Consider the following 20,051-nt stretch of genomic DNA (forward strand, 5'->3'; position numbering starts at 1 on the left):
GTTGTTTGCGCATGATCTTTCCGGAAAACCGCTTCGCACTTTTCCGGATCATGCTCTACCGCGCTTCCGGCGGCGGCGAGCGATCCAGCACCTCGCCCTTGGCGCCCTCGAGCAGATCGATGCCGTAGGTCTCGACCACGAGCGGCCCCCGCTTGCGCTGCAATTGTGCGATCTGCGTCACCTGTGCAAAGAGAGAATTGAGAGCGGGATGGCCCTCGCTACGCAGTTCGTCGACATAGAGCAGCTTGCCGGCGAGCAGGCTGGGATCGGGCTCGGCCATGTTGACCCAGCGGATGCGTTGGGTTTGCTGCGCTACGCAAGTGCCGCGCGGCAGATAGAAGGCGAGCCAGGCCGTGGTGCCGTAGTCCTGCGCGAGCACACAGGTCGCGCCACTGCGTGCGCGCACCGTTTCGATTTCGGCGGCAAGCTCGCGCCAGCCGACACCGACGCTGCGCACCGTGGCATCGCGGCGATATCCGGACAGCCAGCCGGTATTGGCCTGCACGATCAGGGCTGCAAACATCACGATGCCTGTTGGCGCGGCCCAGCGCAGGCAGAAATCGGCCAGGCGCCGCTGTCGTGGCTTCCACTGCACGAGGTTGGCGGCGACCGCCGCGGCGATGACGAAAGGCGGATAGACCGGCGCGAACCAGTTGGCCTCGACGCGGGCATGCAGCGAATGCCAGACGAAATAGGCGACGATGGTCCAGAACATCGTCTCGATCAGTACGCGCGAGGCCAGCGCGCCGGCGCGCCGCCAGGTCAGCGCGTGCAGGCCCATGGCACCGAGAATGAACACCAACGGCGTCGCGAACGCGACCTGGGTCGGGATCAGCTCGGCGATGAAGACGGGGCGGAAGTCCTCGATCCTGGCGCGGCCGAGCTGCTTTGCGAACGAGACCCATTGATGGTCTGCGTTCCAGACGATCACCGGCGAGAACAACGCCAGCGCGACAAGTCCGCCGAGATAGGGCCAGGGGGAGAGAAACCAGCGCCTGAGCTTCGGCACCGCCGCGAGCCAGATCAGGATCGCCGGCCCGAAGAACATCGCGGTATATTTCGACAGCAGCGCCGCGCCGACGGCGGCGCCGACTGCGAGCCACCAGGCGCCCCGGCCGGTCTCCAGCACCTTGGCGAGGAAGAACAGCACGAAGCTGGAGGCGACCAGCAGCGGCGCATCGGGCGTGACGATCAGCGTGCCGACCGAGGCCATCATGGTCACGTTGAGCAGGATCGCGCTGGTGGCGGCGATGCGGACGCCGCCGAACAGGATCGCGGCGGCGCGATAGACCGCATAGCTCATCGGCAGCGCCAGCAGGATCGAGACGAGGCGGATGCCGAGCTCGGTATCCCCCGCGATCATCGTGCCGGCGCGGATCACATAGGCCACCATCGGCGGGTGGTCGTAATAACCGCCCGCCAGATTCTTCGACCACATCCAGTAATAGGCTTCGTCGAACGTGATCGGCGTGAACGCGGCCGCAGCGAGCCGCAATCCGACCAGCGCGAGAATCAGCAGCGCGGTGTTGCGGACGATCCGCGCGTCAGCCCCGCCCATCGCGTGCTATTTCTTGCGCCAGACGAACAGTCCGGACATCGCGTAGTTCCACACCACGCCCATCAGCGCGCCGGCCATGCCGGCCAGCCACCAGATCGGCTCCTGGTCGTACACCGAGAAGGCGACGCCGACATTGGCGAGCAGGCCGACGCTGCATACGATGTAGAACGCGATGAGGCCGCGCAGCAGCGCAAAACCCTTCAGCCGCTGGTCGCGATAGGTGAGGAAGTTGTTGAGGATGAAATTGCTGGTCATGGCGACGATGGCGCCGGCGGCCTGCGCCTCCGGGAACGGCGCCTTGAACAGCTGAAGCGCGATAAACAGCGTGGTCAAGTGCACCACGAGGCCGATGCCGCCGACCATCGCGAACAGGATGAAGCGCAGCGAGACGATGTCGTTGGTCAGCTTGGCCAGCACGAGTCCGAGAAAGTCGAGTGCGACCATGGAATCGAGCTTGCTCTCGCCATGTTGGCGGGCGCCGAAAGTGTAGGGGATCTCGACCGCCCGCAAGCTGCCGTGCGCGCTCGCGACGACGTCGAGCAGGATCTTGAAGCCATGCACGGAGAGCTTTGGCGCGAGCTGCTCGAAACGATCGCGGCGGATCATGAAGAAGCCGCTCATGGGGTCGGCGATCTCGACCCGCAGCATCTTCTTGGCCACCTCGGTCGCGAGGGCACTGGCGCCGGCGCGCTGCTTGTTGAAGCCTTCGCTCTTGTAGCCCTCGATGTAGCGGCTGCCGACCACGAGGTCGGCCTGATCGCTGGCGAGCAGCAGCAGCATCTTCGGCAGTTGCGTCTCGTCGTGCTGGAGGTCGGCATCGATCACGGCCACATAGGGCGCACTCGAGGCGAGGATGCCCTCGATGCAGGCGCCCGACAGGCCGCGACGGCCGATGCGGCGGACACAGCGCACGCGGCTGTCGCGCTGCGCCAGCGCGCGCACGACGTCCCAGGTGCCATCGGGCGAGTTGTCGTCGACGAACACGACTTCCCACGCGATGTTGGCGAGCGTCGCCTCCAGCCGCCGGTACAGCACGGTGACGTTGTCACGCTCGTTGAAGGTCGGGACGATGACCGACAGTTCCGGCCCCTCTTGAGCCTGCGGCGGGATGTCGGCGCCGGGTCTGATCGCTTCGTTCATGACGGCAGCGTATATCCGCCGCGTCCTGCGCTGCCAAGCCGGGGTCTCTGGGGAACGGCCGAAAAGGGCCCTAAAATGCCAACGACCCCGGAACGGCGGACCGCGCGTACATCCGGCGCAGGCCTGAGCTATTCCAAGGTCGTCCCAGCGACGGAGTTCTTCGCTCAACGTCGCCGTTAAAAGCTAGATGGGGGCGGCAAAGGCGCTTCGCAAGGGGCGAAAACCCCATTTTCGCGCCCTATTGGTTGGGTACTTCATTGGTTGGGTACTTCCCGGATTATCGGCCCGCGTGGCGCAGGCGCAGCGGGTGCGGCCGGGGCCGCAGCCGGGGCCGGCTCGACCTTCGCCGGCTTGGGCGGCTTGCCGTACTGTCCGATCGGCCCGAACACGACGGCAACCGCAAGCACGATCGCTGCGACGATCGCCCCCAGAATGCCCCCCATCGACTCAGACGACATGCAAGTCCATCCCTGCTCCAGATGCGGCGAGTGATACCATGGATGAGCGCGCGGCCGGAAGGGCTGCCGAAGGAGGCGAATCGCGAATGGTGAGTAGCGAATGAGACAACCCGGGCATCTGCCCTTCTCGCTACTCGCCGTTCGCCACTCCCCATTCCCTACTTCGCCGGCGGCCGGCGCTTGACGAAGGCCATCACGATGTCCTTCTGCGCCGCCTCCACCGCCCTGTTCGCGGTGGCGAGATGGGCGCCGGCATCGATGCTCGGATACTGCGTGGTGAGATAGTCGAGCAGCGCGACCCGGTAATATTGCCGCTCCGACGGACAGGCGCCCGCAACCGAGCGGCCGAAATCCTGCTCAGACAGGCCCTGATTGGAATCGCGCGAATATTCCCGCGCCAGGCAATGCCAGTAATCGTCGCGGCCCTGCTGGGCGAGCTTCTGCGCGCTTCTCGCGTCGTCATCATCGGCCATGGCAGCAGATGTCATCATGACGAGCGCGGCTCCCACCGACAGCATCCGCATCTTGTTCTCCTTTTTTCGCGGGTCCGGGCGCAAGCTTAGATGGGGCGAGCCAACTGGCCAATCACAACTGGTTTGACTAGGATGGGCTCCCTCCCCGTCGATGCGAGAAATTCCGTGGCCAAAGCAAAAACCGCGTCAAAAAAATCCGGCAACATCTTCATCGGCATCGGCGGCTGGACCTTCGAGCCCTGGCGCGGCGTGTTCTACCCGGAGAAGCTGGCGCAGGCGAAGGAGCTGTCCTATGCCGCCTCGAAGCTGACCTCGATCGAAATCAACGGCACCTATTACGGCTCGCAGAAGCCGGAGAGCTTTCGCAAATGGGCGAGCGAAGTTCCCGATGGTTTCGTGTTCTCCGTGAAGGGACCGCGCTTCGCCACCAACCGTCGCGTGCTCGCCGAGGCCGGCGATTCCATCAAGCGGTTCTATGATTCCGGCGTGCTGGAACTCGGCGACCATCTCGGGCCGGTGCTGTGGCAGTTCGCCCCGACCAAGAAATTCGACGGCGCCGATTTCGGCAAGTTCCTGGAGCTGTTGCCGCGCGAACTCGACGGGCGCGCGCTGCGCCATGTCGTGGAAGTGCGCCATGACAGCTTCTGCACGCCGGACTTCGTCGCGCTGATCCGCGAGTTCGAGACGCCCGTGGTGTTCGCCGAGCACGGCAAATATCCGGCCATAGCTGATGTCGCCGGCGATTTCGTCTATGCGCGGCTCCAGAAGGGCAATGACGAGATCAAGACCTGCTATCCGCCGAAGCAGCTCGATGCCTGGGCCAAGCGCTTGCAGGACTGGGCTTCGGGCGGTGAACCGGACGACCTGCCGAAGGTTGACAAGACGAAGCCGAAGAAGGAGCCGCGCGACGTGTTCGCCTATGTCATCCACGAGGGCAAGGTGCGCGCGCCACATGGCGCCATGGAGCTGATCGCGCGGGTGAGCTGAGGATGGTTCATGGCAAAGGCAAGGAAGCTCTTCACCATCGGCTATGAGCAGACGCCGCCCAAGGCCGTGCTCGACGAGCTGGAGGAATCCGGGGTCAAGCTCGTGGTCGACGTGCGCGCGGTGACGTCATCGCGCCGGCCGGGCTTTTCGAAGAAGCAGCTTTCGGCGGGCCTCGACGAGCGCGGCATCGCCTACGTCCATCTCGCCGCGCTCGGCACGCCGAAAGAGGGCCGCCTCGCCGCCCGCAGCGGGCAGTACGACGTGCTGGAGAAGATCTTCTCAAAGCACCTGAAGACGTCAGACGCCAGGGAAGCGATGGATGAGCTCTCGTCACTGGTCAAGAAGGCCGGCCCCGTCTGCCTGCTGTGCTACGAGCGCGACCACACCCACTGCCACCGCCGGATGATTGCGGAGATCATCGAAGAGCGCGACGGGGTGGCGGTGAAGAATTTGGCGGGACGGCAGGTGTAGCCATCGCCGTCATTCCGGGGCGCGCCTCTTGGCGCGAACCCGGAATCCATGCACCCACCGACACTGCGGCCCGATAGATTCCGGGTTCGCGCTACGCGCGCCCCGGAATGACGGGCTAAGCCTCCCCCGCCAACCTAAACGTCCCTTCCATCATCTGCACGCAACTGCCGCCGACATGGGCGGAGACGATCTTGCCGTCCTGCTTGCGCACGCGGGTGAGAAGCATGCTCGGACGGCCCATGTCAAAGCCCTGGCCGATGGTGAGCTTCAATTCGCCGTCGCGCATGGGATCGAGATCGGCGAACAGCGCGGCGGCGGCAACGGTCGCACTGCCGGTGGCGGGATCTTCGATCAGGCCGCTTGCGCCGGGAAAGAACATCCGCGCCTGACGCTCGCACGGCGCCTCCGCTGCCGGCACATCGCGCGTGTAGAAGTAGACCGAGAAGGCGCCGTCGCGCGGCAGCATCCGACCGAATGCCGCGGCATCGGGCTTGGCGCGCCGCACGGCCTCGCGCGATCGCACCTCAGCTACCACGAACGGCGTTCCGACGCCGACGACCTGCGGCGCGTGATGATCGGTCGTGATGTCATCCGCCGCCAGCGACATGCAGGCGGCGACGTCGGCTGCGGACAGCTGCGCAAGCCTCGCCAGAGGCTGCGGCGCGGTGAGCTCGGCGCCGATCACCCTGCCCTGCTCCCGCACGATATCGACCGGGACCAGACCGGCCTTCTCCTCGAACAGCAGCCGCGGCTTCGGCTCATTCGCGATTCCCGCCAGCACGAAGGCGGTGCCGACATTGGGATGGCCCGCGAAGGGAAGCTCCCGGACCGGCGTGAAGATGCGCACCTCGGCGTCGTTGGCCCTGTCGCGCGGCGGCAGCACGAAGGTCGTCTCGGATTAGTTGAACTCGGTGGCGATCGCCTGCATCTGCTGCGTCGTCAGCCCGCCGGCATCGAGCACCACGGCGAGCTGGTTGCCGCCGAAGGCGCGGTCGGTGAACACGTCGACGGTGACGTAGCGGCGCTGCATTTTCGCTTCTCATGCAAGTCGCGGCCGCGACCGGCCGCTTCGCCGGCACTCTACAAGCCGAAAACGTCGCTCGTCATGCCCCAAAATTGAGTGCAATCGGAGCAATCGCGGATGATGGAAGAGACCTGCGTGCGGCGACGCATGATGCGCGCTACCCCAGCTGAAACACCGCCACCGGACGCTCGTAGCCGCGCACCTCGACTTCACCGAGCGCGACGGCGTCGCTGCCGTCGTCGCCCAGCGCCTCGCGCACGGATGCGGAGATCAGGAGCTGCGAGCCGAACTCCTTGTTCAGTGCCTCAAGGCGCGAGGCGAAGTTCACGGTATCGCCGATAACGGTGTATTCCTTGCGCCGGGGCGAGCCGATATTGCCGGCGACGACCTCGCCGAAATGGATGCCGATGCCGATCCGAAGCGGCCAGCTCGTCTCTGCGTTGATGCGATCCATCGCGCTCAGCATCTCGCGGCCTGCGGCAACCGCACGCTGCGCAGCGTCGGAGGCCTCCAGCGGCGCACCGAACAGCGCCAGAAAGCCGTCGCCCAGAAACTTGTTCACGATGCCGCCGTGACGGTCGAGGATGTCGACCAGGACCGCAAAGGCGCCGTCGAGCCGATCGACCACTTCCTGCGGGGTGCGCGACTGCGCGCCGGCGGTGAAGCCGCGGAAATCGACGAACATCACCGCCACACGGCGGAGATCGCCGCCCGCGCCGGCTCCGGCGGCCATCAGCCGCTCCACCACCTGGGGGGAGACATGCTGTCCGAACAGGTTAGTCACGCGGTCACGCGCGGTCGCTGCCGCAATACTCGCGGCGAATTGCCGCCGCAATTGCGCGCCGACGGCACCCGCCAGCACGCCGCAGATCAGGATGACCACGCTGCGCACGGCGTGGAAGTAGATCAGGGGCTCCCCGGTCTCGCTCGTCATGTTGTAGTAGAGCGCGGCCGCCAGAAGCCCGGCGGCAGCCACGAAACCCGTGAATGAGGAAAGCCAGAAATCAAGCCGCAGAGTCGAGAGGATGATGAAGATGAAGTACATGAGCGGTACTGCGAAACCGAGAGCCTGGCTCGCGCCCATGGACCGGATTTGCAGGATGAGGATGACGGTCGGCAGCGAGGTTTCGATCAGCGCGCCGATATAGCGCCTGATCACAGGCAGGTCGCGATCGAGGCGGAGGTTCTTCCTGATCTGGGTGCGGACCCAGACCTCGAACAGGATGAAGCCGAGGAGAAGGCCGTAGACCTGGATGATCCCTTCCGTCCCGCGCCAGACCCGGTTCACCACAGTGGGATCGAGCAAATAGATCGCAGTGAGGAACAGCATCATGACGCACCCCGTCAGGATCAGCGCTCGCACCCGCAATAGCTCGGTGCGCAGCACTTCCCGCGTCAGCTCGCGCTCGAAATCCTTCGAGAGCACGGCATGCTGCCGTGTCTTCCTGCTGGGAAACCCGGCCATTCCACCCCCTTGTCATTCCGGGGCGCGGCGCAGCCGCGAACCCGGTATCGCGAGATTCCGGGTTCGACGCTGGCGCATCGTCCCGGAATGACGTCACAGGGCAGTCTGCCTCAATCCAGGGTGCGGCGAAAGCGCGTCACGGCGATTGTCATGGCGAGCAGCATCAGGGCCGCCAACGCCAGAGCATCGAAGTGAAGGTTCTGCATGGTCGCGCCCTTCAGCATGATGGCTCGGACGATGCGCAAATAATGGGTCAGCGGCAGGCCCTCGCCGAGATATTGCGCCCATGCCGGCATGCCCGCGAACGGGAACATGAAGCCGGAGAGCAAGATGCTGGGCAGGAAGAACATCATCGACATCTGCATTGCCTGGAGCTGGTTCTGCACCAGGGTCGAGATCGTGTAGCCGATTGACAGATTGGTGGTGATGAATAGGGTCGAGAGCAGCGCCAGCAGGACGAGGTTGCCGAGCACGGGCACGCCGAACAGGCCGACGCCGATGCTGATGATCAGGAAGGCCTGGACGAAGCCGACCAGAACGTAAGGGATGATCTTGCCGAGCATCACCTCGACCGGCTTGATCGGCATCGACAGCAGACTCTCCATTGTGCCGCGCTCGACCTCGCGCGTGACCGACAGCGCGGTGAAGATCAGCATGGTCATGGTCAGGATGGTGCCGACCAGCCCCGGCACGATGTTGAGGCTGGAGCTGGCTGCCGGATTGTAGCGCGCGTGCGCGCGGATCTCGAACGGCATCTCCGGGGGATCGCCGATGTAGAGATCGTGCTTGAGCGCGGTCTGCACGACCATGCCGAGCGAACCGATCGCCGAACTCGCCGCGACCGGGTCGGTGGCGTCGGCGGCGACCAGCAGCGCCGGCCTGTCGCCACGCCGCACCGCCCGTTCGAAGCCGCGCGGGATCTCGACGCCGAACAGCACCTTGCCGGATTTCAGCAGGTTGTCGAATTCGTCGATATCGTGCACTTCATAGAGGAAGCGGAAATAGGCGGTGTTCTCCAGCGCCTTCAGGATCGAGCGGGCGAGATCGGAATCCTCCTGGAGCAGCACGGCACTCGGCAGATGACGCGGCGTGGTGTTGATGGCATAGCCGAACAGCATCAGCTGCATCACGGGCAACATCACGATCATCGCGAACGAGACGCGATCGCGCTTGAGCTGGATGAACTCCTTGACCAGCATCGCATAGGAGCGCCGCAGAAAGCCGAAGCGCTCGCCGACCTCGCGCCGTGGTGCAGGATGGTCGACTGCGCTCATTGGAAATTGTCCCTGGAGCGCCCCATCAGCTCGATGAACACGTCTTCGAGCGACGGTTGCGACTTCTGCCAGCTAACTCCGCCCTTCTCGCGCCAGGGCGCGATGCTGTCTTCGAGCGCCGCGACATCGCGGCCGGAAACATGCAGTGAGGTGCCGAACGGCGCCACCATGTCGATCCCGGGCTTACCCGAGAGCGCGGCCCCAAGCTCGTTCAGTCCCTCGCCGGTGACGGTGTAGGTCGTCAGCGCCGATTTCGCGATCACCTCCTCCACCGTGCCGTGCGCCAACAGATAGCCGTAGGCGATGTAGGCGATCTCGTGGCACCGCTCGGCCTCGTCCATGTAATGGGTCGAGACCAGCACCGTGAGGCCTTCGGCGGCGAGCGCGTGGATCTCGTTCCAGAAATCGCGCCGCGCCTTGGGATCCACGCCGGCGGTCGGCTCGTCCAGCAGCAACAATTGTGGATTGGGCAGCGTGCAGGCCCCCAGCGCCAGCCGCTGCTTCCAGCCGCCGGAGAGCTCTCCCGCAAGCTGCTCCTCGCGCCCCGAGAGCCCGAGCCGCCTGATCATGTCGCGCGCGGCGCCGCGCGCGTCGGTGACGCCATAGAGCCGCGCGACGAATTCGAGGTTCTCCCGCACCGAGAGGTCCTGGTACAGGCTGAAGCGCTGGGTCATGTAGCCGACCCGGCGCTTGATCTTCTCGGCATCGCGACGGATGTCGTAGCCGAGGCAGGTGCCCTCGCCGCTATCAGGCGTGAGCAGCCCGCAGAGGATGCGGATGGTCGTGGTCTTGCCCGAGCCATTGGGTCCGAGGAAGCCGTAGATCGAGCCGCGCTTCACCTGCATCGACAGATCGTGGACGACCTCGCGTCCGCCGAACGACTTGGTCAGGCCCTTGACGTCGATTGCGATGCCGTTGCCGCTGTTCATCGCTTGTCCGCCACGGGTGTCTTCGGGTTGAGATACACGTCGATCGGCTGCCCCACACGCAAGGCATCGGGACGAGAGGGCCGCGCCTGGATCAGATAGACCAGCTTGTTGCGCTCATCGAGGCTGTAGATGACGGGCGGGGTGTATTCGGCCGAGGTCGCGATGAAGTAGATCTTTGCGGTGAGGTCGGCCGCGCAATTGTCGCACGAGATGCGCACCGTGTCGCCGATCGCGAGCTTCGGCAATTCGGTCTCCGGCACGAAGAAACGCAGCTTCATGTTGCCGGGCGGCATGATCGACAGCACCGGACGCTGCGCCGCCACCATCTCGCCCTCGCGAAAATAGATCTGCTGGATCGTGCCGGCGACGGGCGCGAAGCCCTTTCGCCGCGCCATCCGCGTCTCCGACGTCGCCACCCGCGCTTCCGCGACACGCAAGGCCGACACGGCGGCATCGAGATTGGCCTGGGTGCCCGAGCCGGTCTTGCTCAGCGAGGCCGCCCGGTCATAGGTCTGCTGCGCGTTCGCCAGTGTCGCCTTGTTCTGATTGAGATCGGCGCGCTGGAGGTCGTCGTCGACGGAATAGAGGTCATCACCGACCTTGACCTCGTCGCCTTCGCGGACGTTGAGCTTGGTGACCCGCCCCGCTTCGTCCGGGCTGACGAAGATCATGTCGGCCTCGACCCAGCCCTGGAAGCCCGGATCGCGCTTCTCCGTGCATCCGGCAAGCCCGGTTGCGAGGGCGATCGTCAATGCAAGACTGAAAATTGCCTGTGACGACATCATGTCGTCCTCCGTTCGCCAAAAATCAAATCGAGATGGACGCGCAGCATCTCTTGCGCATCGAGCGGCGCATGCCGCGCAAACAGGCTCTGCCAGATCACCGCAATCATCGCGGGCGCGACCAGGATCTGCGGATAGCGAGCGAGATCCTTTTCGCGGATCTCGCCACGGGCGATGCCGAGCTCGATCAGCGCGCGCATGGCAGCAATCCCGCGAGAGACCACCTCGCGGTAGTAGAAGTCGGCGACGGAAGGAAAGCGCGGCCCCTCCGCCACGATCAGACGCACCAGATCGCCGCGCCTCGTACCGATCACCTCCTTCAGGAAGGAGCTCGCGAAAGCCTCGATCAGGTCGCGCACCGAGCCCGCCGGCGGCGGCAGCGCAGTCAGCCGCGCCACGACAGGCACGATGACGATGCGCACCAGCTCCTCGAACATCGATTCCTTGTCCTTGAAGTGCAGGTAGATCGTGCCCTTGGCGACGCCCGCGCGCTTGGCAATGTCATCGAGCCGCGTCGCCGCAAACCCGCGCGCGATGAATTCGTCCATCGCCGCTTCCACAATCGCCGCACGCCGCTCCGCCGCGCGTGTAGCGCGGCTCGAGGCGGGCGCCTCCTCCTTGCTGCGAGCAGGGTCCTTCGCGCCGGCGCGAATGGCTGATGGCAGGGCGGCTTTGGTCGGCTTTCTAGTCATTTGAAATCTATGACTGACTAGTCAGTCATAGTCAAGTCAATGACATAGCCTTCTCCTCGAGACGAATTAGCATTGACTAATACATTAGCTGACGCTAATCGAATTGTATGATTGAAGCCCCCCAAAACCCCGTCACCACCGTGATGCGCGCCCTTGCCGACCCGACACGGCGCGCCGTGTTCGAGCGCGTGTTCGAAAGCAAGGAGATTAGCGTCGCCGAGCTGACGCGCGGCAGTGGGGTCACTCAGGGCGCGATTTCGCAACACCTGAAGTCCCTCAAGCAGGCCGGCCTCGTCGCCGAGCGCGCAGAGGGCCGCAACGTCTATTACCGCGCCGCACCGCAAGGACTCGAGCCGCTGGTGACCTGGATGGATCATTACGGCGTCTTCTGGCGCGAGCGCTTCCAGAACCTGCGTGACCTCTTGAAGGAGATCGATCCGTGAGTGCTGCCGCGTCGAAAGCCGAAACAAGAGACATCGTCATCGACGAGGTCTTCCCTCACACGCCCGAGACCATCTGGAAGGCGCTGACCAGCGCCCAGTTGATCGCGCGCTGGCTGATGCAGCCGACCGGCTTCGAGGCCGTCGAAGGCAAGAGCTTCACGTTCCAGACCACCCCGGGCGGTAACTGGGACGGCGTGATCCATTGCCGGGTTCTGGAGGTCGTCCCGAACCGCCGCCTCGTCTACGCCTGGAAGGGCGGCGATGAGCGCAACGCCGGCTATGGTGCACCGCTCGACACCGTCGTGACGTGGTCCCTCACCCCGGTCGAAGCCGGCACGCGGATCCGCCTGATCCATGCGGGCTTCGTCCTGCCGAAGAACGAGTCGGCCTACACGGTCATGAGCGGCGGCTGGAAGAAGGTCGTCCGCAAGCTCGACGAGATCAGCGGCGAAGAGTGAGGAGATATCACGATGGAAAAACCCTATACCGGCGGCTGCGACTGCGGCGCGATCCGCTATTCGATCTCCGGCGAGCCCCTGTTCAGCAATCATTGCCAGTGCCGGGACTGCCAGCGGGAAAGCGGCAGCGGCCACGGCTCCTACGCGACATTCGCGCGCGCCGGCGTCACCCTGACCGGCGAAGCGAAGCATTGGGACATGGTCGCCGACAGCGGCAACGTGAAGACGCGCGGCTTCTGCACACAATGCGGCGTGCCTGTTTACATGACCTTCGCAGCACAGCCCGACGTCTTCACGATCCGGGCGGCAAGCCTCGACGATCCCGCCCGCTACAGGCCGCAGGCGGTCACTTTCGCCGCGCGCGGTTACAACTGGGATCATCTTGACCTGACGAGATTTGCAGGCATGCCGCCCGCGTAGCGCACGGCGCGCTGGAGGTGGTGCTCGGTCGCTCAGATGCATGGCCGGATGTAGGGTCGGTTGATCTCCCACAACTCCTCGAGCAGGCCGCGCGCGGCCTGCTCGGAATGGATCACAGGATCGAGCAGCAGCGCTTGCAGCGCCATTTCCTTCGAGGCATGCATCGCCGCCTCCACCGCCATCTGCTGAACCTGAACCTGGATCGTCATCAGCTTGGCCACGCCATCGGGCAGCGGCCCGAGCGAGACAGGATGGATGCCGGCGGCATCTACCACCACCGGCACCTCGACCGCGGCATCGGCCGGCAGGTTCGGGATCACCTGTCGATTGTGGACGACGGCGGATTCGACGAGTTGCTTGCGGTTATGAACGCTGGCCGCGATGATGCTGATCGCGCGTTCCCCCGACGGCACCGACCACCAGTCCGGCACATCGGCACGACCGGCGAGCACGTCATCGATCAGCCGCGTCAGTTTCGCGCGTTCGGTCTCGTCCCAGTCATAATTGTAGCCGCCTTCGCCAGCCTCCCAGCCGAACGAGAGATACTCGCCAACGTGACCGTCGCCGCAGCCGAGCCAGTAGCCGAAGGCATGCAACAATCTGCGCGTCAGGGGTGAGAAGGTGGGATCGAAATCCCGCTCCTTCTCACGCAACAGCGGATAGAGGTCCTCGCCCGTCTCGCGATCCCGGATTTCGGTCAGGCATTGGAAGTGATTGAGGCCTGCAGCCCACACATCCACCCGGCTTTCCGGCATCCCCAGGATTCGGGCGACATCGCCCCGCGCAAGGAATATTCCGTGGCAAAGGCCGACGCTGCGAATCCTGCTGTACCGCCCGAGCGCCAGGATGATGCGGCTTTCCGGATTGGAGAAGTTGATGAAGGTCGCGCGCGGGCAGCGGAGCTCCATCTCATGCACGAAGTCGAAGACCACCGGCAAGGTGCGCAGCGTGAAGAACAAGCCGCCGGGTCCGCCGTTCTCACCCAGCGTATGATGGATGCCAAACTTACGCGGAATCTCGAAATCGAGCCGCCACAGCCGATTGCGATCGATCGCAGTGGAATGCACGACGAACTCTGCCCCGTCGAGCGCCGCGCGCCAATCCGTCGTGGCCTCGATGGCATAACCGGTGCCGGATCTCTCGTTGAGCAATTTCGCGAGCCGTCTCGACCGGCCGAGCCGGTCGACGTCTCGTCCGACCAGGACCAATGTTGAACCGGCGAGATCGCGGGTCGAGAACAGGTCCCGGAACATGCTCATCCCAAAGGATGCGCTGCTGGCGCCGAGAAAGACGATCTTCGTTGGCCGGGCCATGCCCTGCTCCTTGCAGAGGCTAGCTGAAGTCGAGCACCATGCGGCCTTCGATCTTGCCGGCCCTCATCCGGTCGAAGACGTGGTTGATCTCCTCGAGCGGCACCTTGGCCACCTCGGCCTTCACCTTCCCGTCGGCGGCAAACGCGATGGCCTCGTCGAGGTCGCGCCTTGTGCCGACGATGGAGCCGCGCACCGTGATGCGCTTGAGCACGACGTCGAAGATCGGCGTCGGGAATTCACCCGGCGGCAGCCCGACGAGGCTGACGGTGCCCTTGCGGCGCACCATCTTCAGCGCCTGCGCGAACGCGGCCGTCGAGACAGCGGTCACCAGCACGCCGTGGGCTCCGCCCCCGGTCGCCGCCAGCACCTTGTCCACAGCGCCGGCTGCGAGCGCATCGACCGCGAGATCGGCGCCGGCCTCACGTGCAAGCGCGAGCTTGTCCTCGGCAATGTCGACCGCGGCCACCTTGAGCCCCATCGCCTTGGCATACTGGATCGCGACATGGCCGAGCCCGCCGACGCCTGAGATCACCACCCACTCACCGGGCTTGGCCTCGGTCTCCTTCAATCCCTTGTAGGTGGTGACGCCGGCGCACAGGATCGGCGCGATGGCAGCAAAGTCCACCGTCGCCGGCAGCTTCGCGGTGAAGGCGGCCGAGGCGATGACATATTCGGCAAAGCCGCCGTTCACGCTGTAGCCGGTATTGTGCTGGTGCTCGCACAATGTTTCCCAGCCGGTCTCGCAATATTCGCAAGCCATGCAGGCGTCATGCAGCCAGGCGACGCCGACGGCGTCGCCGACCTTGAGATTCTTCACGCCGGGCCCGAGCGCGGCGACGATGCCGGCGGCCTCGTGGCCGGGGATGAAGGGCGGCACCGGCTTTACCGGCCAGTCGCCGGAGGCGGCGTGCAGATCGGTATGGCAGACGCCGCAGGCCTTGACCTTGACCAGGACCTCGCCGGGACCGGGCTGCGGCACCGGCACCTCCTCGATCACCAGCGGCTTGCCGAATTGCTTGACGATTGCGGCTTTCATGGTCGGCATATCTCTGCTCCTTCGCATTGCGAATGGCAGAGTAGCGGCCGCGCGCAGCTGGCACTTGATCCGGGTCAAACCGCCCAATCGTTGCGCAGCGTGCCGCCGTCATGACAGCGCGGTGAAAGGACTTCGCAGGTGGACATCAGCTATGGAACTTGAGACCGTCGACGATCTTGTCGATCACCTTGCGCTCGGCGCGCATCGCGATGCCGACGAGATTGAGCTCGTTGCGCGCCACCGCCCTCACCGCCTCCCGGTTGGCGGCATCGTGCGTGGTTTTGAACATGTCCTCGGTATAGACGGCCGGCGTAACGTTACGCGTCAGCGCGCGGTCCAGCGCGCGCGACAACGCCGGACCGTCGGCGCCATAGATCAGGATCGGCTGGCCGATCAGCGCGTGATATTTCGTGCCCGAGGCGTCTTCATAGGCTTCGCCGATGCAGTCCGGAAATGCCGCGGCGATGCCGCTGGTGAGAAAGGACGCGACGTTCAGCTTCTGCCAGGCCTGAAGATCGGTGCGAATCACAACGGCGATCTTGGTATCGAACTGCATGTATTCCCTCGACTGTCATTCCGGGGCGGTTCAAAGGACCGAACCCGGAATGACAATACAAGGAATCACCCCTTGGCGTCACAGGCCCAGGCGCGGATCACGCATTCCTTGCCGCCGTATTTGTAGCATTCACGCGTCGCGGCATTGAGCGAGGCGGAAATCTTCGGCTTGACGGCATAGCCATAGGCGCCGCAGGGATTTGTCATATCGACCGACATCGCGGCACAGGCGCGCTTCATCGTCACAGTGGTGCAATCGCCCTTGCATTGCTTCTGCGCCGCGGCGCGCGCCTCGTGTTCGACGCTGTAATCATACGCCTGGCCATAGGCGCCGCACTTGCCGACCGCAAAGGCCCCGGCGGCATGGGCTTCGGTGATGTAACGAGCACCGGTGACACAGACGGACAGCGCAAAGAAAAACATCGCGCAACGGCGCGCGACGACGTTCGAAGCCATGGAAAAACCCCTCCCCCAAGGCAGGTGGAGGCGACTCTAAGCGGCGGTCGTTTCCAGATGGTGAACGGGTGGTTGAAATTGGTGGGCTTGGGAAGTGGCGTAGGGTTGGACTAGCGCAGCGCAATCCACCTCTGTTTGTTTCCGCAGAGAAATGCAGTGGTGGATCACGCCTTCGGCCAATCCACCCACGACGCCTTCATCCGCGTCTTGCCGCTTCCAGCGCCTGCGGGGTGTCGATATCGAGGAAGGCGCTCTCGCCGTCGACGGGCACTTCGGCCACCGCTTCGGCATGTTTTGCAATCAGATGGCGCGCGCCGACGTCGCCGTCGAGCGTCATCAGCTCCTTGAAGAAGCGGCGCGACCACAGCACGGGATTGCCGCGGCGGCCCTCGCTGACGGGCACGACGATGAGATTGCCGCGGTCGGGCGCGAAACTATCGATGAGCCGGTCGATCAGGCCGGCATCGATCAGCGGCATGTCGCCGAGGCACACCACGGCGCCGCCGCAGGTTTCCGGCACGGCCGCGATCCCCGCCTTGACGGAGCTGGCGATGCCGCCGGCGAAATCCGGATTGCGGACGAACCTGACTTTCAGGCCTTGCAGAGCCTGCTCGACGAGTTCGGCCTGATGGCCGGTCACGACGATCACCTCCGATGCCTTCGAGGCCAACGCCTGCTCGGTCGCAAGGCGGACCAGTTTCTTGCCGTCGAGCTCGGCGAGCAGCTTGTTCGGGCCGCCCATGCGGGTCGAACGGCCCGCCGCGAGCACGATGGCCGCGACCTGGCTGTTGCCCTCCGTCTCAGGCTTTGCGCGCGGCTGCGGTCGCGTCACGATTTCCATCAGGAGACCGCCGACGCCCATGCCCATCAGCTCGGACCGCGTCACCTTGATGCCGGCGAGGAGCCGCATCAAAACCCAGTCGAAACCGTTCTCGACCGGCGAGCGCGCACAACCCGGCGCGCCCAGCACCGGGACGCCGCCCGCGCGGGCGATCAGCAGCAGATTGCCGGGATCGACCGGCATGCCGAAATGCTCGATCTCGCCGCCGATGCCGGTAACCGCCGCGGGGATCACGTCGCGGCGATCGGCGATGGCAGAGGCGCCGAACACAATGACGAGTTCGGCGCCAAGGCCGAGCAAGTCCTTGATCGCAGCCGACAGCGCCTGCTCCTCATGCGGGACACGCCGCTCGGCAATGACGCTGGCGCCGGCCGGCGCGAGCCGCTCGGCGGTGACGCGCAACGTCTTGTCGATCACCTTGGAGGACAGGCCCGGCAGCAGCGTCGAGACGACGCCGACGCGCTTGATCACGTAAGGGGCGATCTTAAGGACGTCCTTGCCGGCGGCCTTCACTGCCGCATCGCGCAAAACGCCCTCGACGCCGAACGGGATGATCTTGACGGTGCCGACCATCTCGCCCTCGACTACCGGCTTGTAGGCGGTCAGCGTCGCGAAAGTGATGGCCTCATCGACGTTGTTGATGCGGTCGACCGCGGCGCGGTCGATCACCAGCACGCCGGGCTGCGCGGCAAACAAATTGGCACGCCCAGTGAAGGCGCGCTCGACATGAATGCCCTCGCCGCCGATCGCGAGCGCGATGCTGGCGGCCGCGACGTCCTCGGAGACGTCGCCGGCCTCCATCCGCACCACGACGATGTCCTTGATGCCGGCGCGCTCCAGAGCCTCGACCTCGGCAGGCCCGATCGTCGTGCCCTTCTTCAGAACCAGCGGCCCCTGGCGCAGGGTGTGGACGGTCACCCCGCCGATCGCATCCCTCGGGCTCGCGGGTCCAAATTTCATGCCGCTTCTTCTTTTTCTTTTGGAGGCAGCCGAAGCGCGGCCGTGATCTCGGCCATGATCGCCACCGCGATCTCGGAAGGAGAGACCGCGCCGATCGGAAGGCCAATGGGCGCGTGGATGCGCGCGATGTCGCTTTCCCTGGCGCCCTGCGCCCGCAACCGGTCGGCACGCTTGGCATGGGTCTTTCGCGAGCCGAGCGCGCCGATATAGAAGCAGTTGCGCTCGAAGGCGTGCAGCAGCGCGGGATCGTCGATCTTCGGATCGTGCGTCACCGCGACGAAGGCGGTGTAGGCATCGACGTTGAGCGGCGGCAGCGCCGTGTCGGGCCATTCGGCAATCAGCGGAATGTCCGGGAAGCGCTCGGGGCTTGCGAAGGCCGTGCGTGGATCGACCACAGTCACGTCGTAGCCGAGCGAGCGCGCCAGCGGCGCCAGCGCCTGGCTGATATGGACGGCGCCGACGATGACGAGCTTTGCCGTCGGCGCGTAGACGTTGAGGAACAGCTTCTTGCCGCCGACCTCGACACTGGCGCTCTTGCCCATGCGGAGCTGCTTCTCCAGCTCGGTGCGCAAGGGGTCCTTGGCAAAATCCCTCGCCTTCACCAGCCGCTGCTCGCCGCTCTCGGTGTCGGTCACCAGGATCACCGGCCGGCGCGCGGCGCGCTCGGCATTGAGTTCGTGCAGGATTGCGAGCTTCACGGCTAACCGACCTTCTCGACGAAGACGCGGATGGTGCCGCCGCAGGACAGCCCGACATTCCAGGCGGTCTCGTCGGCCACGCCGAACTCCAGCATCCGCGGTTTGCCGCTCTGGATCACATCCATGGCCTCGGTCACCACGGCGCCCTCGACGCAGCCGCCGGAGACCGAGCCGAGGAAGGTGCCCTCGTCATTGATGACGAGGCTCGAGCCCGCCGGGCGCGGCGCCGACCCCCAGGTCTCCACAACGGTGGCGAGCGCGACGCCACGACCGGCCTTCTGCCAGTCCTCCGCCGCCTTCAGGATATCCTCGTCGCGATCGAGCATGGGGGACCTCTCAAGCTGCGGAGCGGATCAGGCTGCGGTGATGCGGCGGCAGCGGCTGGGAGAGCGTCGTGATCAGCTCCTGGATCGAACTCAAATTATGCACCGGGCGGAATTCGTCAACGTGGGGAAGCATCATTTTGATGCCCTGCGCCTTGGCCTCGAAACCGCCGAACCGCAACAGCGGGTTGAGCCAGATCAGCCGCCGGCAGGAGCGGTGCAGCCGGTCCATCTCGAAAGCCAGCTTGGAATCGGCCTCCCGTTCCAGCCCGTCGGAGATCAGCAGCACGATGGCGCCCTGGCTCAGCACCCGCCGCGCCCACAATTTGTTGAAGTTGTGCAGCGAGGCCGAGATCCGGGTGCCGCCAGCCCAGTCCTCGACCGAGGCCGAGCAGCTCGCCAGCGCCTCGTCGGGGTCGCGCTGGCGCAGCGCGCGGCTGACGTTGGTCAGACGGGTGCCGAACAGGAACACCGAGACGCGCTTGCGCGCGTCGGTGATGGCGTGGAGGAAGTGCAGGAACAGGCGGGTGTACTCGTTCATCGAGCCCGAGATATCGAGCAGCGCGACGATCGGCGCCGGCTTCTGGATCCGCCCGAGACGATGGATGTCGATGATGTCGCCGCCGGTGCGGAGCGATGCGCGGAGCGTGCGGCGCAGGTCGAGCCGCAGGCCCCGGGCGTCGGGCTGCTGCCGGCGCGTCAGAAGCTCGGCCTGCGGCAGGTGCATCCGGTCGATGGCGCGGAGCGCCTCGGCGATCTCGGCCGCGCTCATCTGCGCAAAATCCTTTTTCTGAAGGATCTCCTTGTCGGAGACGGACAGGCGCAGATCCTGCTCCTGGTGCTGCGGCGTCTCCGTCATCCGCGGCTGCGACATCGCCTCCTGCACGCGGCGCGCGCCCGCCTGCGGCTTCTTCTTGGCCTGCTCCGGCAGCGGCACCGAATCCAGCATGTGCTTCCATTCCTCCGAGGCGCGGAAGAACAGGTTGAAGGCCTGCTTGAAGATCAGCGCATGTTCGTGGCGCTTGACGAAGATCGCCTCCAGCGTGGTGAAGACGTCGGCGCGGTTGCCGATGTCAATCACCTCGAGCGCATTCATGGCATCGATCACCGCGCCCGGCCCGACGGGGATGCCGGCGGCACGCAGCGCGCGGGCGAAGCCGACGATGTTGTCGGCGAACTGCTCGGTTTGCTCCGGGGCAAGGTGGTTGATGGCCATGGGTGTATCCTCGCTCCGTCATTCCGGGGCGTCGCGAAGCGACGAACGAAGGTGCGCAATTGCGCACCTGAGAATCTCG

General features: G+C 65.2%; 22 protein-coding genes and 1 pseudogene. 5 read left to right on the plus strand and 18 right to left on the minus strand.

The genetic code is table 11. From position 1 onward, the window contains the following. Positions 1-55: 55 nt before the first annotated feature. The 4 genes from EHH60_RS26230 to EHH60_RS26245 form a co-directional block, all read right to left on the minus strand. Positions 56-1,558, minus strand: coding sequence for a glycosyltransferase family 39 protein (locus tag EHH60_RS26230; RefSeq protein ID WP_124162284.1), 1,503 nt, complete (start codon positions 1,556-1,558; stop codon positions 56-58). A gap of 6 nt (positions 1,559-1,564) precedes the next feature. Next, on the minus strand, positions 1,565-2,698 hold the full coding sequence (locus EHH60_RS26235) for a glycosyltransferase family 2 protein (RefSeq protein ID WP_124162285.1): 1,134 nt from the start codon (positions 2,696-2,698) through the stop codon (positions 1,565-1,567). A 254-nt stretch (positions 2,699-2,952) separates the two neighbouring features. Next, positions 2,953-3,156, minus strand: a complete 204-nt coding sequence (locus EHH60_RS26240) for a hypothetical protein (protein ID WP_124162286.1) — start codon at positions 3,154-3,156, stop codon at positions 2,953-2,955. A gap of 158 nt (positions 3,157-3,314) precedes the next feature. After that, complete coding sequence (locus EHH60_RS26245; RefSeq protein WP_124162287.1) at positions 3,315-3,680, minus strand: hypothetical protein; 366 nt, start codon at positions 3,678-3,680, stop codon at positions 3,315-3,317. A gap of 114 nt (positions 3,681-3,794) precedes the next feature. Here EHH60_RS26245 and EHH60_RS26250 point away from each other — a divergent pair, with 114 nt between their 5' ends. Together EHH60_RS26250 and EHH60_RS26255 are read left to right on the plus strand one after the other, a co-directional pair. After that, positions 3,795-4,616, plus strand: coding sequence for a DUF72 domain-containing protein (locus EHH60_RS26250; RefSeq protein ID WP_199752026.1), 822 nt, complete (start codon positions 3,795-3,797; stop codon positions 4,614-4,616). A 9-nt stretch (positions 4,617-4,625) separates the two neighbouring features. Beyond that, a complete protein-coding gene (locus EHH60_RS26255) occupies positions 4,626-5,087 on the plus strand; it encodes a DUF488 domain-containing protein (protein ID WP_124162289.1) in 462 nt (153 codons plus the stop codon). A 115-nt stretch (positions 5,088-5,202) separates the two neighbouring features. Here the strand turns inward: EHH60_RS26255 and EHH60_RS26260 are convergent. From EHH60_RS26260 to EHH60_RS26285, 6 genes and pseudogenes are all read right to left on the minus strand, one after another. After that, positions 5,203-6,117: pseudogene (locus EHH60_RS26260) on the minus strand (PhzF family phenazine biosynthesis protein). A gap of 151 nt (positions 6,118-6,268) precedes the next feature. Then, positions 6,269-7,576: an adenylate/guanylate cyclase domain-containing protein gene (locus tag EHH60_RS26265; protein ID WP_124162290.1), complete on the minus strand. Its 1,308-nt coding sequence runs from the start codon at positions 7,574-7,576 to the stop codon at positions 6,269-6,271. A gap of 110 nt (positions 7,577-7,686) precedes the next feature. Beyond that, positions 7,687-8,850, minus strand: coding sequence for an ABC transporter permease (locus tag EHH60_RS26270; RefSeq protein ID WP_124162291.1), 1,164 nt, complete (start codon positions 8,848-8,850; stop codon positions 7,687-7,689). Beyond that, positions 8,847-9,779: an ABC transporter ATP-binding protein gene (locus tag EHH60_RS26275; protein WP_124162292.1), complete on the minus strand. Its 933-nt coding sequence runs from the start codon at positions 9,777-9,779 to the stop codon at positions 8,847-8,849. The genes EHH60_RS26270 and EHH60_RS26275 overlap by 4 nt, the downstream gene beginning before the upstream one ends. After that, entirely contained in the window at positions 9,776-10,564 is a 789-nt protein-coding gene (locus tag EHH60_RS26280; protein ID WP_124162293.1) for an HlyD family secretion protein, read from the minus strand. The genes EHH60_RS26275 and EHH60_RS26280 overlap by 4 nt, the downstream gene beginning before the upstream one ends. Then, positions 10,561-11,253, minus strand: coding sequence for a TetR/AcrR family transcriptional regulator (locus EHH60_RS26285; protein ID WP_124162294.1), 693 nt, complete (start codon positions 11,251-11,253; stop codon positions 10,561-10,563). The genes EHH60_RS26280 and EHH60_RS26285 overlap by 4 nt, the downstream gene beginning before the upstream one ends. Positions 11,254-11,360: 107 nt before the next feature. Between EHH60_RS26285 and EHH60_RS26290 the strand changes: the two genes are divergently transcribed. The 3 genes from EHH60_RS26290 to EHH60_RS26300 are packed head-to-tail and all read left to right on the plus strand — an operon-like array spanning position 11,361 to position 12,574. Next, entirely contained in the window at positions 11,361-11,696 is a 336-nt protein-coding gene (locus EHH60_RS26290; protein ID WP_124162295.1) for an ArsR/SmtB family transcription factor, read from the plus strand. Continuing rightward, positions 11,693-12,154, plus strand: coding sequence for an SRPBCC family protein (locus EHH60_RS26295; RefSeq protein ID WP_124162296.1), 462 nt, complete (start codon positions 11,693-11,695; stop codon positions 12,152-12,154). Before EHH60_RS26290 ends, EHH60_RS26295 begins: the two co-directional genes overlap by 4 nt. Positions 12,155-12,166: 12 nt before the next feature. Next, positions 12,167-12,574 carry a GFA family protein gene (locus tag EHH60_RS26300; RefSeq protein WP_124162297.1) on the plus strand — a complete coding sequence of 136 codons (408 nt, stop codon included), beginning with the start codon at positions 12,167-12,169 and terminating at the stop codon, positions 12,572-12,574. A 32-nt stretch (positions 12,575-12,606) separates the two neighbouring features. Here EHH60_RS26300 and EHH60_RS26305 read toward each other — a convergent pair whose 3' ends face one another. The 8 genes from EHH60_RS26305 to EHH60_RS26340 form a co-directional block, all read right to left on the minus strand. Beyond that, positions 12,607-13,887: a family 4 glycosyl hydrolase gene (locus EHH60_RS26305; protein ID WP_124162298.1), complete on the minus strand. Its 1,281-nt coding sequence runs from the start codon at positions 13,885-13,887 to the stop codon at positions 12,607-12,609. Between the two features lie 19 nt (positions 13,888-13,906). After that, positions 13,907-14,932: an alcohol dehydrogenase AdhP gene (gene adhP, locus EHH60_RS26310; protein WP_124162299.1), complete on the minus strand. Its 1,026-nt coding sequence runs from the start codon at positions 14,930-14,932 to the stop codon at positions 13,907-13,909. Between the two features lie 136 nt (positions 14,933-15,068). Beyond that, positions 15,069-15,479 carry a DUF2000 family protein gene (locus EHH60_RS26315; RefSeq protein ID WP_124162300.1) on the minus strand — a complete coding sequence of 137 codons (411 nt, stop codon included), beginning with the start codon at positions 15,477-15,479 and terminating at the stop codon, positions 15,069-15,071. Positions 15,480-15,544: 65 nt separating this feature from the next. Further along, the gene (locus tag EHH60_RS26320; protein ID WP_124162301.1) at positions 15,545-15,934 is read right to left on the minus strand and encodes a DUF4189 domain-containing protein; all 390 of its coding nucleotides are present in this window, start codon (positions 15,932-15,934) and stop codon (positions 15,545-15,547) included. A 196-nt stretch (positions 15,935-16,130) separates the two neighbouring features. After that, complete coding sequence (locus EHH60_RS26325) at positions 16,131-17,735, minus strand: NTP transferase domain-containing protein (RefSeq protein ID WP_124162302.1); 1,605 nt, start codon at positions 17,733-17,735, stop codon at positions 16,131-16,133. Then, positions 17,732-18,433 carry an XdhC family protein gene (locus EHH60_RS26330; protein WP_124162303.1) on the minus strand — a complete coding sequence of 234 codons (702 nt, stop codon included), beginning with the start codon at positions 18,431-18,433 and terminating at the stop codon, positions 17,732-17,734. The genes EHH60_RS26325 and EHH60_RS26330 overlap by 4 nt, the downstream gene beginning before the upstream one ends. A gap of 2 nt (positions 18,434-18,435) precedes the next feature. Next, the gene (locus tag EHH60_RS26335) at positions 18,436-18,759 is read right to left on the minus strand and encodes an XdhC family protein (protein WP_007602422.1); all 324 of its coding nucleotides are present in this window, start codon (positions 18,757-18,759) and stop codon (positions 18,436-18,438) included. Positions 18,760-18,769: 10 nt separating this feature from the next. Next, positions 18,770-19,972 (minus strand): vWA domain-containing protein, encoded by a 1,203-nt coding sequence (locus tag EHH60_RS26340; protein ID WP_124162304.1) that lies wholly within the window; start codon positions 19,970-19,972, stop codon positions 18,770-18,772. Positions 19,973-20,051: the final 79 nt, after the last annotated feature.

The organism is Bradyrhizobium sp. RP6, assembly GCF_003837805.1.
Lineage (GTDB): Bacteria > Pseudomonadota > Alphaproteobacteria > Rhizobiales > Xanthobacteraceae > Bradyrhizobium.

Bases quoted from the DNA above. Each gene is read 5' to 3' on its own strand.
- EHH60_RS26230 (WP_124162284.1), bottom strand. From the start codon at position 1,558: ATGGGCGGGGCTGACGCGCGGATCGTCCGCAACACCGCGCTGCTGATT.
- EHH60_RS26235 (WP_124162285.1), bottom strand. From the start codon at position 2,698: ATGAACGAAGCGATCAGACCCGGCGCCGACATCCCGCCGCAGGCTCAA.
- EHH60_RS26240 (WP_124162286.1), bottom strand. From the start codon at position 3,156: ATGTCGTCTGAGTCGATGGGGGGCATTCTGGGGGCGATCGTCGCAGCG.
- EHH60_RS26245 (WP_124162287.1), bottom strand. From the start codon at position 3,680: ATGCGGATGCTGTCGGTGGGAGCCGCGCTCGTCATGATGACATCTGCT.
- EHH60_RS26255 (WP_124162289.1), top strand. From the start codon at position 4,626: ATGGCAAAGGCAAGGAAGCTCTTCACCATCGGCTATGAGCAGACGCCG.
- EHH60_RS26265 (WP_124162290.1), bottom strand. From the start codon at position 7,576: ATGGCCGGGTTTCCCAGCAGGAAGACACGGCAGCATGCCGTGCTCTCG.
- EHH60_RS26270 (WP_124162291.1), bottom strand. From the start codon at position 8,850: ATGAGCGCAGTCGACCATCCTGCACCACGGCGCGAGGTCGGCGAGCGC.
- EHH60_RS26275 (WP_124162292.1), bottom strand. From the start codon at position 9,779: ATGAACAGCGGCAACGGCATCGCAATCGACGTCAAGGGCCTGACCAAG.
- EHH60_RS26280 (WP_124162293.1), bottom strand. From the start codon at position 10,564: ATGATGTCGTCACAGGCAATTTTCAGTCTTGCATTGACGATCGCCCTC.
- EHH60_RS26285 (WP_124162294.1), bottom strand. From the start codon at position 11,253: ATGACTAGAAAGCCGACCAAAGCCGCCCTGCCATCAGCCATTCGCGCC.
- EHH60_RS26290 (WP_124162295.1), top strand. From the start codon at position 11,361: ATGATTGAAGCCCCCCAAAACCCCGTCACCACCGTGATGCGCGCCCTT.
- EHH60_RS26300 (WP_124162297.1), top strand. From the start codon at position 12,167: ATGGAAAAACCCTATACCGGCGGCTGCGACTGCGGCGCGATCCGCTAT.
- EHH60_RS26305 (WP_124162298.1), bottom strand. From the start codon at position 13,887: ATGGCCCGGCCAACGAAGATCGTCTTTCTCGGCGCCAGCAGCGCATCC.
- adhP (WP_124162299.1), bottom strand. From the start codon at position 14,932: ATGCCGACCATGAAAGCCGCAATCGTCAAGCAATTCGGCAAGCCGCTG.
- EHH60_RS26315 (WP_124162300.1), bottom strand. From the start codon at position 15,479: ATGCAGTTCGATACCAAGATCGCCGTTGTGATTCGCACCGATCTTCAG.
- EHH60_RS26320 (WP_124162301.1), bottom strand. From the start codon at position 15,934: ATGGCTTCGAACGTCGTCGCGCGCCGTTGCGCGATGTTTTTCTTTGCG.
- EHH60_RS26325 (WP_124162302.1), bottom strand. From the start codon at position 17,735: ATGAAATTTGGACCCGCGAGCCCGAGGGATGCGATCGGCGGGGTGACC.
- EHH60_RS26335 (WP_007602422.1), bottom strand. From the start codon at position 18,759: ATGCTCGATCGCGACGAGGATATCCTGAAGGCGGCGGAGGACTGGCAG.
- EHH60_RS26340 (WP_124162304.1), bottom strand. From the start codon at position 19,972: ATGGCCATCAACCACCTTGCCCCGGAGCAAACCGAGCAGTTCGCCGAC.